We start from the raw sequence: 16,845 nt of genomic DNA on the forward strand, positions 1-16,845 counted from the left end.
AGTCCTCCGTGGGTGGGGTCGCACATCTCGGGGTCGGGGGTGGTCACGCGTCGGGTGGGGTGATCCGCGAGAGCGCGCGTGCGATCTCGGCGGCCAGGGCGGGGGCGTTGTCGAGCGGCGCCGAGTGGGTGCCGACGATCTCGCGAAGCTCGAAACCGCCGGTGGTCAGCGGGCGCCACACCGCCATCGAGCCCGTGGGCAGCACCGGGTCGTCGCTGCCCTCCACGGCGAACACGGGGATGTCCAGGGCCGGGCGTACGAAGCCCCGCAGCACGCTGCGGTGGTTCTCCGCCAGCACGACGTCGGACTGGAGCCGCTGGAGGTACTCGGCGAGCAGTTCGTCATCGCTCAGCACCTCGGCGGGCAGCACCCCTTCCAGGGCCGCCGCCGCCTCGGACGGCTCCGGGACGGCCTCGTCCGAGATCAGCTCGGCGAGCCTGCTCAGGCCCTCCGTCGGCTCGGCCAGCGGCGGCAACCCGCAGGTCGGGAGCAGGGCGAGGGGCGGCACCCCGGGACGGTGCGCGAGCCGGTGCGCCACCTCCCAGCACAGCCAGGACCCCTGGCTGTGGCCGTACAGGGCCAGGGGCACGTCCAACCGTCCCGCTGCCGCGAGGGCCGCCACGACCTGGTCGGCGACGGCCATCATGTCGGTCGCCGGAGCCTCGCCGGCACGCGATTCCCGGCCGGGCATCTGCACGCCGAGCATTTCCACGTCGGCCGGGAGGTGGGCGGCCAGCGGCAGGTGCCCACCGGTCGTACCACCCATGCCCGACACGCACAGGACCCGGGCGCGGGGAGCCTCGGCGGGCCGCAGCACCCGTACCCAGGCGCCCACGGGTCGTGCACCGTGCGCCTCGTCCGCGGAAGCCGTACGACGGCCGACGGCGCCGCCCTGCGCCCCCGGATCGGGAGTGCCGGGGGACATCAGTTCCAGCAGCTCGCCCGCGATGGCGGCACAGGTGGGCTGCCGCAGCAGCAGTTCCGAGGTCACCGGCAGCCCGGTGCGCCGGGTCAGCTCGCCCCGTACGGTCACCGCCATCAGGGAGGAGAAGCCGAGGTGGGCCAGCGGCGCCTCGACGTCGAGCTCGTCGCCGGCCATGCCCAAAACGGTGGCGGCCTCCTGCCTGACCAGCTCCACCACGGTGGCGAGCCGCTCCGCCTGGGGCCGGGCGGCGAGCGCAGCAGCCCACTCGGCCAGCGCGGAGGCGTCTTCACCACCGGTGCCCGCGGTGGCCGCCCGCGCCTCCTCGATGCCGTCCAGCAGCGGACGGCGCCGCGCAGCGCCGTACACGGGAGCGAACAGCGACCACTCCATGTCGGCGATGCCCACCGAGGTGAGCCCGGCGTCCAACACGCGCCCGAGGGCGCGCAGCGCACGGCCAGGCGCCAGCGGCAGCAGTCCGCGCGAGCGCGCCGTCCGCTCCGCCTCGGCCGTCACCATGCCGCCGTCCGCCCAGCCGCCCCAGTGCACGACCGTGGCCGTCAGCCCACTGGCACGACGGTGCCGGGCGAGCGCGTCGAGCGCCGAGTTGGCGGCGCTGTACGGGGCCTGGCCGGCCCCGCCCCACAGGCTCGCCACGCTGCCGTACAGCAGGAACGCGTCCAACTGCCGTTCGCCCAGCGCCTCGTGCAGGTGCCTGGCACCGAGCACCTTGGCCGCAGTGATCTCGGCCGCCTGCTGCTCGGTGAGGTCCGTGAACGCCGCCATGCCGGTCGCGCCCGCGAGATGGGCGACCACACTCAGGGGCCGCTCCGCGCCGTCCGCCTCCGCCAGCAGCCCGTCCACCTGCGCCCGGTCGGTCACGTCGCAGCGCGCGACGGTCACCTCGACCCCCTGCGCGGCGAGTTCGACGCGCAGTTCGTCCACCTCCGGCGTGCTGTCACCGCGCCGCGACGCCAGTACGACGTGCTCGGCGCCCCGTTCGGCGAGCAGCCTCGCCAGGTGCCGGCCCAGCGCACCCTGCCCGCCCGTGATCACGGCGGTTCCGCGGGTGGTCCACGCCGGTCCCTGCGGCAGGGGCGCGGCTCGACGCAGGCGGCGTACGTACCTGCCGTCGGCGCGCACGGCCACCTGGTCCTCGTGGTCCTGCGCCGCGAGGGCCGCCACCATCAGGTCGGCCCAGCCCGCGGGGCGGTCGGCCGGAACGTCGATGACGCCGCCGGAGCGGGCCGGGTCCTCCAGGGACAGCGCCCGGCACAGGCCCGCGACGAGGGCCCCGGCAGGCCGCGGCACCGGCCCCGCGCCGTCGGTGTCCACGGCGCCCGAGGTCAGCGCCCACACCGGGGCGACGACTCCGGCGTCCGCAGCCGCCTGGGCCAGCGCCAGGGTCGCGAGGAAGCCCTGCGTGCTGCCACCGGGCCCCGCCGTGTCGTCGAGGGAGCCGAGGGTGAGCAGACCTTCGGGCGTGTGCTCCAGCGCCGCGAGGTCCGCGGCGAGTGTCCTACGGCCACCGTCCGCGGCGATGCGGTGCACCTCGGCGCCGGCAGCGCGCAGCGCTCGCTCCGCCTCGTCGGCCGTCGCGGTCCCGTCCGCCGTGGCCGCCAGGACCCACGCCCCGGTCAGGCGCGGGGGCACGGGCGCCGCCGACGGCTCCCACACCTCCTCGTACAGCAGTGCACCGGTCTTGGCGTCCGTCTCCTGCCGGTCCTGCCACGCCGCCAGCAGGGGCAGCAGCTCTTCGACGCTGTCCCGCAGGCGGTCGGGCGCCTCCAGCAGCTCGGCCAGGCGCTCGGGCCGCCCTTCCTCGACGGCCCGCCAGAACGCCGTTGCCTCCGGGGAGCCCGAGGCGGTGGGCGCCGGCTGGTCCTCGATCCAGTGACTGCGGCGCTGGAACGCGTAGGTCGGCAGGTCCGCGACCCGTGCACGGCTGTCGCCGGGGGAGACGGCGCCGAACGCGCGGGGCCAGTCGATCCGGCAGCCGTGGGCGTGCAGCGTGCCCAGGGTGCGCAGCAGTTCGCCGACGGAGCCGCGGTCGCGGACGAGCGAGCCGACGACGAGCGCGCGCTCGTCGCCCTCGGTGAGCGGCATCGTGAGCACGGGGTGCGGTCCGACCTCCACGAACACGTCGTATCCGGCGTCCAGCAAGCTCTGCTGGGCCAGGTCGAGACGGACCGGTTCGCGCAGGTTGCGGCACCAGTACGTGGCGTCCAGCTGCTCCCCGTCGAGGATCGCCCCGGTCACGGTCGAGTAGAAGGGGATACGGGCGGCGCCGGGCCGCACGTCCCGCAGCAGCTCTCTCAGTACGGGGACCAGCGGGTCCATGTGGTGGCTGTGCGAGGCGAACGGCGAGGCGAGCTTGCCGCACACCACGTCCTCGTCGTCGAGCGCGAACAGGAAGTCGGCGAGGACCTCCGCGTCGCCCGCCACCACCGTGGAGCGCGGCGTGTTGACCACGGCGACGGACAGCGCCCCGCCGTACGGGGCCATCCGCTCCTCGACCTCGGCCACGGGAAGTTCGACGAAGGCCATCGCCCCGCCGCCCGCGGTGCGGGCCAGCTCCCGCCCGCGCAGTGCGACGACGCGGGCCCCTTCTTCCAGGCTCAGCGCTCCGGACACCACGGCCGCGGCGATCTCTCCCTGGCTGTGCCCGACGACGGCGTCCGGTTCGAGCCCCAGGTCCCGCCAGGTGGCGGCCAGCGCCACGTACATGGTGAACAGGGCGGGCATCGACACGTCCAGCCGGTCGAGGTCCACGGGCGTCCCGTCCTCGTGGGCGCCGCCTCCGCTGAGCACGTCACGCACCGACCAGTCGGTGTACGGGCGCAGCGCGGCGTCGCAGGCGTCGACCGTCTCGGCGAAGACCGTGCTGCTCTCCAGCAGTTCCCGGCCCATGCCCGGCCACTGGGTGCCCTGGCCCGGGAAGACGAACACCTTCCGGCCCCGCTGCCGCGCCGTGCCCCGGACCAGCGCCGGGTGCGAGCGGTCCTCGGCGAGCGCCGTCAACGCCGCCACGGCCCTCTCGCGGTCGGCCGCCGTGACGGTGGCCCGCTCCTTCAAGTGCGTGCGGCGTGTGGCTGCGGTGTGCGCGACGTCGTGCAGCGCGACGTCCTGGTTGCGCTCCAGCCAGTGCGCCCAGCGGCGCGCCTGCTCGCGCAGCGCCGCCTGGTCGCGCGCCGATATCACCACGGGCAGGGCAGGTCCGGCAGGTCCGCCGCGCTCCGCCGGAGCAGGGCGCTCCGGAAGGCTGGGTGCCTCCTCGACGATGACGTGCGCGTTGGTCCCGCCGATGCCGAAGGAGGAGACGCCGGCGCGGCGCGGTCCTTCCTCCTGCCACATCCGCAGCTGCGTGTTGACCTCGAACAGCTCCGGGTCCATGCCCATTTCGGGGTTGGGGCTCTCGTAGTTGAGGCTGGGCACCAGCTCGCCGTGGTGGACGGCCAGCACGGCCTTGATGAGCCCGGCGAGTCCGGCGGTGGCGTCGGCGTGCCCGATGTTGGTCTTGACCGAGCCGAGCGCGCAGGGCGTCCGCCGTTCCACGGCGCCGAACACCTGCTGGAGCGCCTGGACCTCGATGGGGTCGCCCAGGGCCGTCGCGGTGCCGTGCGCCTCGACGAAGCCGATGTCGGCGGGGCCGACCCCCGCGACCGCCTGGGCCTCGGCGATGACCGCGGACTGGCCCGGCACGCTCGGCGCCGTGAACCCGGCCTTGTCGGCGCCGTCGTTGTTGACGGCGCTGCCGGGCAGTACGGCGTAGACGCGGTCCCCGTCCGCCAGCGCGTCGGAGAGCCGCTTCAGCAGCACCGCCGCCACGCCGCTGCCGAAGACCGTGCCCGCGCCCTTCTCGTCGAAGGCCCGGCACTTGCCGTCGGGGGAGACGACCAGCCCCTCCTGGTGCAGGAAGCCCCGGGTGAGCGGGAAGGTCAGGGACGAGGCCCCCACCAGGGCGGCGTCCGACTCTCCGCGCAGCAGGCTCTCGCGGGCGAGGTGGGTCGCCACCAGGCCGGTGGAGCAGGCGGTCTGCACGCTCAGTGCGGGACCGCGCAGGTCGAGCTTGTGGGCGATGCGCGTGGCCAGGTAGTCGTTCTTGTTGCCGATCATGTTCTGGTAGAAGGACGACATGTCGGCGGCCGTCTTCTGGGGGTAGCCGCCGTAGCCGGAACCGGCGAAGACCGCGACCCGGCCGCCGAAGTCGCGGGGCACGATCCCCGCGTCCTCGAACGCCTCCCACGAGCATTCGAGCAGCAGCCGGTGCTGGGGGTCCATGGCATCGGCCTCGCCCGGGGAGCACCCGAAGAACGCGGCGTCGAAGAGGTCGACGCCCTCGATCACCCCCCTGGCCCGCACGTAGCGGGGGTCCAGCAGGTCCTCGTCCGGCACGCCCGCCGCACGCAGCTCGTCGTCGGTGAAGTACGTGATGGACTCCACCCCGTTGCGCAGGTTCTCCCGGAACGCCTCCAGCCCCGCTGCGCCGGGCAGCCGGCACGCCATCCCGACGACCGCCACGGCGTCCCCGTCCACGGGACCGCGCGGGGTGGCGGGCTGCCGGCGGGCGAGCGGGCCCGCGGTCCCGCCCCGCAGATGGTCCGCGAGCTGACGCACCGTCGGGTATCGGATCATCGCCGACAGCGGGAACTCCCGGTCCAGGGCCTTGCTGAGCAGCCCGTGGACGGTCAGGGCCGTCATCGAGCTGGCGCCCAGCTCGAAGATGCCCGTGTCCGGATCGACGTCCGGCAGGCCGAGGACGGAGGCCCAGGCCTCGCCGATCAGCCGTTCGAGCCCGTCCTGTCCGGCCGGGAGCGCCACCGAGGCTGCGGCGGCGGGCATCGGGCCGGGCGCGGGAAGGCGCAGCAGCGCCGCCCGGTCGACCTTCTTGTTCGGGGTGTGCGGCAGCTCCTGCACCCGCTCCAGCCGCGAGGGAGTCATGTAGGCCGGGAGCCGCGCGGCCAGGTGCGCCGAGACGGCGCCACCGTCCGCCGCGGCGCCCGGAGCGGCCACCCAGTACAGGCAGAGCCTCGGGTCGCCCGGCACGTCCTCGCGCACCACGGCCGCACACTCGGCCACGGCCGCGCACTCGGCCGCGACCTGCTCGATCTCACCGGGTTCGATCCGGTGCCCGCGCAGCTTCACCTGCGCGTCCGCCCGGCCGCAGAACGCCAGGCTGTCGTCCTCCCGGAACCGTACGAGGTCACCGGTGCGGTACATCCTCGCCCCGGGCTCGGCGGCGAACGGGTCGGGCACGAACCGCTCGGCGGTCAGCTCCTCGCGCCCCAGATAGCCCCGGGCCACCCCGGCCCCGCCGATCCACAGCTCGCCCTGGCTGCCGCGCGGCAGCCGGCGACCGTGTTCGTCCAGGACGTACAGCACGTTGCCGTGCAGCGGCCCGCCCAGCGAGACCTCGCCCGGCGTCACCCGCCAGGCCGCCGACCACACCGTGGTCTCCGTCGGCCCGTACATGTTGACCACGTCGCCGCCGCAGTGCCGCAGCAGCTTCTGCGCCAACGTCCGGTCCAGCGCCTCGCCGCCGACGAGCATCCGGTCCAGACCGCCGAGCAGGGCACGCCCGTCCGGATCGGCCAGCAGCATGCGGGCCAGCGAGGGCGTGCACTGCAGGTGGGTCGGCGCGTAGGGCAGCCAGGCGCCCCAGGCGGCCGGGTTGCCGTCCGCGACGAGCACCCGGTAGCCGCGGCTGAGCGTCCACAGCAGTTCCACCGTGGAGATGTCGAAGGACAGGCTGGTCACCGCCATCCAGGTGTCCCCGGCCCCGCCGCCGACGCACTCGTCCATCGCGGACAGGAAGTTCGCGAACTGCGCGTGCTCCAGCATCACGCCCTTCGGCCTCCCGGTGGAGCCGGACGTGTAGATCACGTACGCCAGGTCCTGCGTACGGGGCGCGTCCTCGGCGGGAGGCGGCGTCGCGGCGTGCTGCTCCGCGTCGGGGGCGGGGCCGTCGGCCAGCAGGACCGCGATGCCGTCCCGCTCCACCGCCGGTGCGCCCGCACGGGTGGAGACGATCACCCGCAGTCCGCTGTCCTCGATGATGTGGTCGAGGCGCGCCGCCGGATACTCCGGGTCCAGCGGGACGTACGCGCCGCCCGCCATCCACACGGCGAGCACCCCGGTCACCAGGCCGGTCGTACGTGGCAGGTGGATCCCGGCGAGGGAGCCCCGGCCGACGCCGGCCGCGCGCAGCCGCCCGGCCAGCGCCGCGGACCGCGCCACGAGCTGCGCATAGGTCAGTTCCTCCTCCCCGGAAACGAGCGCGACGGCGTCCGGCGTCCGGTCCGCCTGCCGCAGCACCAGGTCCAGCGCGGTCAGGGTGGCGGGGGCAGCACCGGTGCGGCCGGTGCCCCGGGCCGTCAGCCAGGCCTCCTCCGCCTCGCTCAGGGCCGAGAGTTCACCGACCGGCCGGTCCGGTGCGTCGAGCGCCGACTCCAGCAGGACCCGGAAGTTCGCCACCATGCGCTCGGCGCCGGCCCGGCTCAGCACCGGGGACCGGAACTCCAGCTCGCCGTCGATCCCCGTGTCTGCGGGCCCGAGGGTCAGGCCGAGCTCGGCCTTGGCCACGCCGCGCGGGTTGCCGGCGACGCTGCTGAACGGGGCGACGGTCCAAGCGCCGTCGCCGCCGCCCAGGGGCGGCAGGGAGTTGGCGCGGTAATTGAACAGCACCCGGAAGAGGGGGTTCTCCTCGCCGGTGCGCTCGCCCCCCGCGACCCGCAGCACCTCCGTCAGGGGGGCGTCCTGGTGCTGCATGAGCCCCAGGACCCGCTGCGACGTCGCGGCGAGCAGTTCGTCGAAGCGCGGGTTGCCGCGCAGGTCGCAGCGCAGCGGCAGGGTGTTGGCCAGGAACCCGACGGTGCCGCCGAGTTCGGACCGCTGCCGGTTGGCCCAGATGGTGCCCATACCGAAGTCGTCCTGTCCGCAGGAGCGGGCCAGGAGCAGCGCGAAGACGCTCGCGTAGATGGTGTACGGAGTGACGTCGGTGCGCGAGGCCAGGTCCTCCACCCGCGCATGCAGCTCGGGCGGCAGGACGAAGGTGACCGACCCGTCGGCCGGGTCGTCCGCTTCGGCGCGCGGAAGTTCGAGGCGGCCCAGGCCCTGGAGTTCCTCGGAGAAGTGGCGCAGGGCCTCGTCGAAGCCGCCCTCGTCCACCCGGCGCGCCTCCCAGGCGGCGAAGTCGCCGAGGTGGTGGCCGACCGGCTCGCGCCGGGGCGTCTGCCCGCTCGCGAACCGCTCGTAGGCGAAGCGGAGCTCCTCCAGGAAGACCGCGAGGGACCAGCCGTCGCTGATGGCGTGGTGGGTCGTCACGCACAGGATCTGCGCGTCGCCCTCCACATCGAGCAGCAGGCAGCGCAGCAGCGAACGGCCGGACAGGTCGAACGGCGCGCGCTCCTCCCGCCCGATGCGCTCCAGAACGGCGTACTCGTCCTGCCCGGTGAAGTCCTCCCGCACCAGCGGGACGTCACCCACCTCGTGAACGACCTGGACGAGCTCTCCCCCGCGCATCTCCAGCCCGGTGCGCAGCGCTTCGTGACGCTCCATCACCCAGCGCAGGGCGCGGGCCAGGGCGTCCGCGTCCACGGCGCGGCCCAGGCGCAGCGACAGCGGCGCGTTGTACTGCGCGGAGCCCGGGTCCATCCGGTCCAGGAACCACAGCCTGCGCTGACCCTCGGTCGCCGGGTGCACGTCCCGCCGCGCGCTGCGCTCCAGCTCCGGGCCGCGCGGCACGACGAGGGCGTCGAGGGTGCCGAGGACCCCGTCCAGCAGGTACGCCGCGATGACCTGAGGAGTGGGGTGGGTGAAGGCGAGGTTCGCGGGGAGGTCGGCGCCCGTGAGGGTGCACAGCCGGTTGCGCAGGCGCAGCCCCATGATGGAGTCGAAGCCCAACTCCCGCAGCCGGCCGTCCTGCGGCACCGGCTCGGTCGCGCCCAGCACGGCCGCCGCCTCCCGCTGGACGACCTCGGTCAGCGCGGAGGCCCGCTCGGTGTCGGGCAGCGCGGCCAGACGGGCGCGCAGCCCGGTCCCCGCCTCCGCTTCCCGGTCGCCGTCCGTGCCGTCCGCTGCCCGGTCCGGGGGAGCGGGGCGCTCCGCCGTCGCGATCATCGGCCCGTCGAACCAGTAACGGCGGCCCTGGAAGGCGTAGCCCGGCAGTTCGGGCAGGGTTCCCCGCTCCTGGTCGCCCAGGACGCGGGCCCAGTCCGCCTCGTAGCCGCGGGTGTGCAGACCGGCCAGGGCCTGGAGGACCTCGGCCATGCCGCCCCGGTCACGGCGCAGGGTGCCGACGGCGGTGCCGCCGCACCCGGCGGTGGCGCCGGCCAGCGGGATGCCGAGGACGGGGTGTGCGCTGATCTCGACGAAGGTGGCGAACCCGTCGGCGATGAGCCGGTCCAACGCACGGTCCATCCGGACGGGTTCGCGGAGGTTCTTGCACCAGTAGTCGCCGCCGAGCTCCGTGCCCGGGAGCACTCCTCCGGTGACCGTGGAGTAGAAGGGGACCCGCCACTGCCCCGGGGTGACCCCGGCGAGTTCCGTGCCGAGCCGCGGCAGGATGGGATCGACGTGGGCGCAGTGCCCCGCGGCGTCCGCCTTGAGCCGGCGGAAGAAGACGTCGCGCCCCTCCATCCCCGCGAGCAGGTCGTCCACGGCCTCGGGGTCGCCCGAGACCACGGTGGACTGCGCGGTGTTGACGACGGCCACGGACAGGGCGTCGCCGTACGGGGCGATCAGCTCCTCGACCTCGGTGACGGGCAGGTCGAGCAGCGCCATGGCCCCCTTCCCGCTGCACTCGCGCAGCAGCGCCCGGCTACGCAGGGCCACGATCGCCGCCGCGTCCCCCAGCGACAGCGCGCCCGCGACGACGGCGGCGGGCACCTCGCCCTGGCTGCTGCCGACCACGGCCTCGGGTTCGAGGCCGAGGGAGCGCCAGACGGCCGCCAGCCCGATCGCCATGGTGAACAGTGCGGGCTGCAGCACGTCGAGCCGTAGGAACGGGGTCTCCTCGCTGTCCTCGCCCTTCAGCAGGTCGCCGACCGACCAGCCCGTCCACGGGCGCAGCGCGGCGTCGCACTCCGCCACCGCCTCCCGGAACACTGCCGAGTCGGCCATCAGTTGGCTGCCCATCAGCCGCCACTGGCTGCCGTGACCGGGGAAGACGAACACGACCTTGCCGCGGGCACCCGCCGTGCCCGTCACCACCTGCTCGTCCTCCCGGTCCTCGGCCAGGGCGCGCAGGCCGCGCACGGCCTCCTCGGCTGTGGCCGCGAGCACCGAGGCCCGTACTGGGTGGTGGGTGCGGTGCACCGCCGCGGCGCGCGCGAGCGGCAGAACCGGCTGCTCCGGGTGCTGTTCGAGCCAGTCGGCCCACTGCGCCGCCTGCGCCCGCAGCGCCTCGGGGCCGCGCCCGGACAGGAGCAGCGGAAGCCGTTCGGCCGTGGGGGCGCCGTCGTCCTCGCCCTGCGCCCCACCCAGGTCGGACGGGGATGCCGGGGCCTCTTCGATCACCACGTGCGCGTTGGTGCCGCTGATGCCGAACGAGGAGACGCCGGCGCGGCGCGGGCGGTCGGCGCGCGGCCACGGGGCTGCGGAACGCAGCAGGGAGAGGTTGTGTGCGTCCCAGTCGACGTGCGGGCTGGGCTCGTCCGCGTGCAGGGTCTTGGGCAGCATCTCGTGCTGGAGGGCCAGCACCATCTTGATCACGCCGGCGACGCCCGCGGCGGCCTGGGTGTGGCCGATGTTGGACTTCGAGGAGCCCAAGTGCAGCGGTCGCCCCGGGGCCCGTCCGGAGCCGAACACCTCGCTGAGGGCACCGGCCTCGATGAGGTCCCCGAGGGGGGTGCCCGTGCCGTGTGCCTCGACGGCGTCGATGTCCTGGGGGGTCAGCCGCGCGGCGTCGAGCGCGCTTTCGATGACCTGGCGCTGTGCCGGACCGTTGGGCGCGGTGAGGCCCTGGCTGCGACCGTCCTGGTTGACGGCCGAGCCGCGGATCACGGCCAGGACGCGGTCGCCGTCGCGCTGCGCCACCGAGAGCCGCTTCAGCAGCACCATCCCGCAGCCCTCGGACCAGCCGCCGCCGTCGGCGCCGGCCGAGAAGCTCTTGCAGCGGCCGTCGGGAGCCACGGCGCCGAGCCTGCTGGACTCGACGAACAGGGCGGGGGAGTTCATCACCGTGACGCCACCGGCGAGGGCGAGCTCGCAGTCCCCGTTGCGCAGCGCCGTGGCGGCCATGTGCAGGGCGGTCAGGGAGGAGGAGCAGGCGGTGTCGATGGTGACGGCGGGGCCGCGCAGCCCCAGGAGGTAGGAGAGCCGGCCGGAGATGACGCTGCCCGAGATGCCGGTGCCCTGGTAGCCGTCGAGGGCCTGGAGGTCGGCGAGCACGGTGTCGTAGTCGGAGCGCATGGCGCCGATGTAGACGCCCGTACGGCTCCCGTTGAGGCTGGCGGGCAGGATGCCCGCGCGTTCCAGGGCTTCCCAGGCCGTCTCCAGCACGAGCCGCTGCTGCGGGTCCATCGACAGGGCCTCGCGCGGCGGGATGCCGAAGAACTCCGCGTCGAAGCGGTCGATGCCGTCGAGGAAGCCGCCCTCCCGCGCGTAGCTCTTGCCCGCGGCCTCGCGGTCGGCGTCGTACAGTTCGAGCGCGTCCCAACGGTCGGGGAAGGGGCCGATGGCGTCCCCGCCCCGCGCCAGCAGCTGCCAGTACTCCTCGGGCGAGGAGATGCCGCCGGGCAGCCGGCAGGTCATGGAGACGATGGCGATCGGCTCGGACCGCTGGTTCTCCAACTCGGCGTTGCGCTGCTGGAGCTGCATCACAGCGGCCATGGCCCGCTGGAGCCGATCGGGGGTAGCTTGGGTACTCATCTCCGCCATCCGTGTCGCTTTTCCGGCATTGGGTGGGAACTCGCGCGTCCCCTCGGGAAACCGGGCATGTGCCAGTCCTCGACCGTGACTCACGTACGGCGGCGAGACGCCGCGGACGTGGGCGAAGCCGTGCTCCGGGACGGACGCCCGGCGGCCCGGAGCACGGCGCCCCCGAAGGCGTCGCCCGCAGCCCCGGCCCCGAGAACGGCGGACGCGGCGCTGCGTCCGCCCCGCGCCGACCGGCGCGACCGGTAGGGCTTGCGCCGCCCGCCGCCGCGGCCCGGTTCTCCGGCGTGGTCGGCGGGCATCATCGCGCGACGGCACCGCGCCTGTACGGGCGCGGTACGGACGGGCCCGGCAGCGCGGACCCGGTCGACGGCGGGACGCTCCCGGGCGGCGGGCTCGGGAGTCGGTGGAACGCGTCCGCTCGCGGTGCGTCCTGCGAGGCGACGAAGGGGAATCTCTGCCGGGGTGCCCTGCGGTCGTCGTCCATATCTCCTCTCCCAATCTCCCAAGGCCATCGGGGATACGGTCAAGATTCGCGTGGGCGGCTAGAGCGAGACCGGATCCTCGGTCGGCCCGACCCCGCGGCTCGGCAGCGCGCGGGCCACGACCGCCACGAGCGCGAAGACGGCCGCGGAGCACAGCAGTGCCGTGCCGAGGGCATCCGCGTACACATCCGCGGATCCGCCCGTTCCGGTGGGCGCGCTGTCGCCCGCGCCCCCGAGCCCGCCGAAGAAGACTGCGCCGATGAGCGCGATGCCCACGGCAGCGCCGAACTGCGTGGCGGCATGGATCACGCCGGAGCCGGCGCCCGCCTCGCGCGGCGTCAGGGAACCCAGGAGCACCGAGGTGAGCACGGGCGAGGACAGCCCCGTCCCCGCTCCCAGGACGAAGGCGGCCACCGCCAGCGGGGCGAACCCCGTCTGACCGCCCGCGGCCAGCACCGCCGCGCCCAGTGCGCCGGCCGCCATGGTGAGAGCGCCGGCCGTGACGAACAGGCGGGGCCGCCCCGGCCCGTACTTCCAGGCGATCTGGAAGACCAGGGTGATGCCCAGCGGAACGACGGCCACGGCCAGTGCGGTGCGCGTGGAGGACCAGGCGAGCCCGAACTGCAGGTAATAGGTGAGCAGGAAGGTGAACGAGGTCGCACCGGCGAACGTCAGCAGGGCCGCGATCAGCCCGGCGCTGAAGGTCCGCCGGCGGAACAGGCTCGGCGGGACGAGGACGTCGATCCCCCTGGCGGAGCGCCGGCGCTGGTGGGCGGCGAAGAGCAGCCACAGGCCGAGCGAGACCGTGACCAGCACCTGGGACCACAGCGGCCACCCGTGCTCGGTCCCCTGCACCAGCGGGAACATCAGCGCCAGCGAGGCGAGGGCCACCAGCGCCGCGCCGGACAGGTCGAGCGCGGGCCGCTGTTCGGCCCGGCTCTCCGGAAGCACCCGGATCGCGCAGGCCAGCAGGACGACACCGATCGGCACGTTGATCCAGAAGACCGCACGCCAGCCGGTCCCGAACAGGTCGAGGTCGGTGAGGAGACCGCCCACCACGGGGCCGCCGATACTGCCCACGCTGATCGCGATTCCGGTGACCGCGGAGGCGATGCCCCACTCCTCGGGACGGAACTCCTTCTTGATGACGGCCATCGCCTGGGGCAGCATCAGCGCGACCGTCGCGCCCTGCGCGACCCGACCCGCCACCAGCATCTCGGGCCCGACCGCTGCCGCGACCACCCCCGAACTGAGGGTGAAACCGGCGATGCCGATGAGGAACACGCGCCTGCTGCCGTAGATGTCGCCCAGCCGGCCTCCGGTGATCAGCAGCACCGCAGTGGCCAGCGAGTAGCCCGCCACGGCCCACTGCGCCGTGGCGAAACCTCCGCCGAGGCCGCGCTGGATGCTCGGAAGGGCCACGGCCACGATGTTGGCGTCGAGGCCGTCGAAGAACGATGCGGCTGCGAGCACGCCCAGCACCGCCCAGCGCCGACGCGAAAGGCCTGCGGGCCCGACCGCCCGCTCCTTCTCCGCCCGTTGTACGTCCGCACCCTCGGCAATGGCCATGACGGTGGCTCCTTCGTGAATGTCAGCGGCGGCTCCGGCCCGGCGTGCCCGAGGATGCTCGCTCGCCCTGCGGCGGGCGTCCGGCTCGTTCGGCCGTCCTCTCGTCGCACCACAAGCCATTGAAGGAGAGGGGGCTGGAGCCGTGCTGGAGGGGCGGTCCGAACCGCGGCACGACGAAGGGGCCGGCGTCGTGGACGCCGGCCCCGGTCGACTGCGGGCGGTGCGGACGGCCGACACGTCGTACGGCGGCGCCCGCACCGCTCACGAGGAGGCCGCCTCAAGGCCGCGGGCGGCACCCGAGCCACGCTGTAGCGCCGACGTCGAACCTGGGGCCCGGCACCGGCCCTCCCCGGTGCGTCCGTCCGCGTCGAAAGGGCCCGAATGACCATCGCGGAAGAACGACTGCTGACGACCGAACTCGCCCCGCAGCCCGCGTACCCCCCGACCCCCGCGGTCCGCGTCCTGCCCGTGCCGGAGCCGGAGCCGCCGGCCGCACCGACCGCACCGGCCGCACCGGCCGCACCCGCAGTGCCTCCCCGGGCGGCGGCCGAGGACGGCTCCGCCGTCCTGGCCCTGGCCTCCATACGGATCACCAAGGGAAGCCCGACCGCCGAGGAGGCCGCCGCCCTGGCCGTCCTCCTGGCGTCCCGCCTCCGCCTCCTCCAGGCCGGCTCCTTCCCGCCGGCCTCCGGTCCCCGCAAACTCCCGCAGGGTCACCAGCCGCCGTTCCGCGCGCCGGGCGCCTGGGTCTCCTGACCTCCGTCCCTGCGCGTCAGTGGAACGACTCCTCGGCGTCGAGGATGTCGAACAGTTCCTCGGCGGTGGCCGCGCTCAGGTCGTCCTCGGGCTCGTCGGCACCGAACAGCAGCGCGCTCAGGTGCGCGGCGAGCTTGACGGGCGACGGATAGTCGAAGATCAACGTGGGCGTCAGCCGGCAGCCGGTGAGCGCGCCGAGCCGGTTGCGCAGTTCCAGCGCCGTCAGCGAGTCGAACCCGAGGTCCAGGAACCCGCGGTCCGCCCGGACCGCGTCCTGCCCGGCGTGCCCCAGCACGGCGGCCGCGTGCGCCCGTACGACGTCCAGCAGTTCCTGCTCGCGCTCCTTGGCCGGGAGGGCGGACAGCCGCTCGACGAGTGCCGCCGGATCGTTTCCGCGGTCGGCGGTCCGGGCGGTCGACCGGCCGGACCGGGGCACCAGCCCCTTCAGCAGGGCGGGCAGGTCCTCGGCCCGCGACCGGAGCGTTGCGGTGTCGACGCGCAGCGGGACGAGCGCGGCCCGGCCCTGCGTGTGCGCGGTGGAGAACAGCCGGAGGGCCTCCTCGACCGCGAGGGCCGGCAGACCGCGGGCCGCCATCAGGCGGACGTCCTCCTCCAACGCCTCGGTCAGTCCCGTCCGCGTGTCCCAGAGGCCGTAGGCGAGGGACTGCGCGGGCAGGCCCTGGGCGTGCCGGTGCACGGCGAGGGCGTCGAGGAAGGTGTTCGCTGCCGCGTAGTTGGCCTGCCCGGCGGCGAGGGTGAGCCCGCCGGCGGAGGAGATGAGCGTGAACAGGGTCAGGGGCAGGTCGCGGGTCTGCTCGTGCAGGACCCAAGCCGCATCCGCCTTCGGGGCGAGGACCGCGTCCAGGCGGTCGGCGTCCATCGTGGCGATCAGACCGTTGTCGCCCGTACCCGCCGCGTGGACCACACCCGTGAGGGGATGGCCGGACGGGATGCCTGCCAGGAGGCCGGCGACCGCCCGGGCATCGGACACGTCGCAGGCCTCGATCGTGACCTGCGCGCCGAGTTCGGTCAGCTCGGCACCCAGTTCGGCCGCGCCCTCGGCGGACGGGCCGCGGCGGGAGGTCAGCAGCAGGTGGCGTACGCCGTGCTCGGTGACCAGGTGCCGGGCCAGGTGGGCGCCGATGCCACCGGTGCCACCCGTGATCAGGACCGTACCCTGCGGATCCACGGCGAGGGACTCCGCGCCGGACCCCGCGACGGGGACCAGACGCGGGACGTGCAGCCCGGACGCCCGTACGGCACTCTCCGGCTCACCGGACGCGATCACCGCGCCCAGACCGTCGAAACCGTCGGCGGGCAGGTCGGTCAGCTGGATCCGGCCCGGGTGCTCCGCCTGCGCGGCACGCACCAGACCCCACACCGGAGCCTGCGCCAGGTCCACCGCCTCGCCGGCCTCGACGGCCACCGCGCCACGGGTCGCGACGACCAGGGTGGACTGAGCGAACCGCTCCTCGGCCAGCCACTCCTGGACGACCGCCAGCGTCCGCGTCGCGGCGCAACGCACGGCTTCGGGTACCGCACCCTCGGCCGTCGGCACGGGGAAGACCACCGCACCCGAGACCGGGCCCGCGGCCACCTCGTCCCACAGTCGGAACGCGGGGCCCGCCCCGGCCACCGGCAGTGGCTGCCAGCCGATCTCGAACAGCGAGTCCGGCTTCCCGCCGCTCAACTGCTCCTGCGACACCGGGCGGAACGCCAGGGAGCCGATGGAGGCGACCGGTGCACCGCTTCGGTCCGCGAGGGCCAGCGACAGGTTGTTCGCCCCGTGCCGGGTGATCCGCACCCGCAACGAGGTGGCGCCGACCGCGTGCAGGCGGACGTCCGACCAGGAGAAGGGCAGCTCCGTCGGCTCGTCACCGGTGACGCCCTCGCCGACGCCCAACGCGTGCATCGTGGCGTCGAGAAGAGCCGGGTGGAGTCCGAAGAGGGCGGCGTCCTCGTGGGCCTGCTCGGGCAGTTCGACCTCGGCGAAGACCACGTCGTCCTGGCGCCAGGCGGCCTTGAGCCCCTGGAACACCGGCCCGTAGTCGTAGCCCTGCTGGAACAGGAGCTCGTACGCGTCGCTCACGGGCACCTCGGTGGCGCCGGCCGGCGGCCAGGCGGTGAGGTCGGCGTTGACGGGGGCGGGTGCGGCGGTGAGGAGGCCTTCGGCGTGCAGCAGCCACGGGGTGTCGGGGAGGGTGTCCTGGGGCCGGGAGTGGATGAGTACGGTCCGCC

General features: G+C 74.6%; 4 protein-coding genes. 1 reads left to right on the plus strand and 3 read right to left on the minus strand.

Annotated elements, in window-relative coordinates:
- Positions 1 to 43 precede the first annotated feature (43 nt).
- Together ABZZ20_RS33935 and ABZZ20_RS33940 are read right to left on the minus strand one after the other, a co-directional pair.
- On the minus strand, positions 44 to 11,791 hold the full coding sequence (locus tag ABZZ20_RS33935) for an amino acid adenylation domain-containing protein (RefSeq protein ID WP_356876378.1): 11,748 nt from the start codon (positions 11,789 to 11,791) through the stop codon (positions 44 to 46).
- A 551-nt stretch (positions 11,792 to 12,342) separates the two neighbouring features.
- A complete protein-coding gene (locus tag ABZZ20_RS33940; RefSeq protein WP_356876380.1) occupies positions 12,343 to 13,851 on the minus strand; it encodes an MFS transporter in 1,509 nt (502 codons plus the stop codon).
- A 381-nt stretch (positions 13,852 to 14,232) separates the two neighbouring features.
- Here ABZZ20_RS33940 and ABZZ20_RS33945 point away from each other — a divergent pair, with 381 nt between their 5' ends.
- Positions 14,233 to 14,607 (plus strand): hypothetical protein, encoded by a 375-nt coding sequence (locus ABZZ20_RS33945; RefSeq protein ID WP_356876381.1) that lies wholly within the window; start codon positions 14,233 to 14,235, stop codon positions 14,605 to 14,607.
- Positions 14,608 to 14,623: 16 nt separating this feature from the next.
- On the opposite strand, the gene ABZZ20_RS33950 is transcribed toward ABZZ20_RS33945, so the two are convergent.
- Positions 14,624 to 16,845 (minus strand): type I polyketide synthase (locus ABZZ20_RS33950; protein ID WP_356876383.1); only part of this gene is annotated, 2,222 nt, incomplete at its 5' end.

The organism is Streptomyces sp. NPDC006430 (assembly GCF_040612395.1).
Taxonomy (GTDB): Bacteria; Actinomycetota; Actinomycetes; order Streptomycetales; family Streptomycetaceae; genus Streptomyces.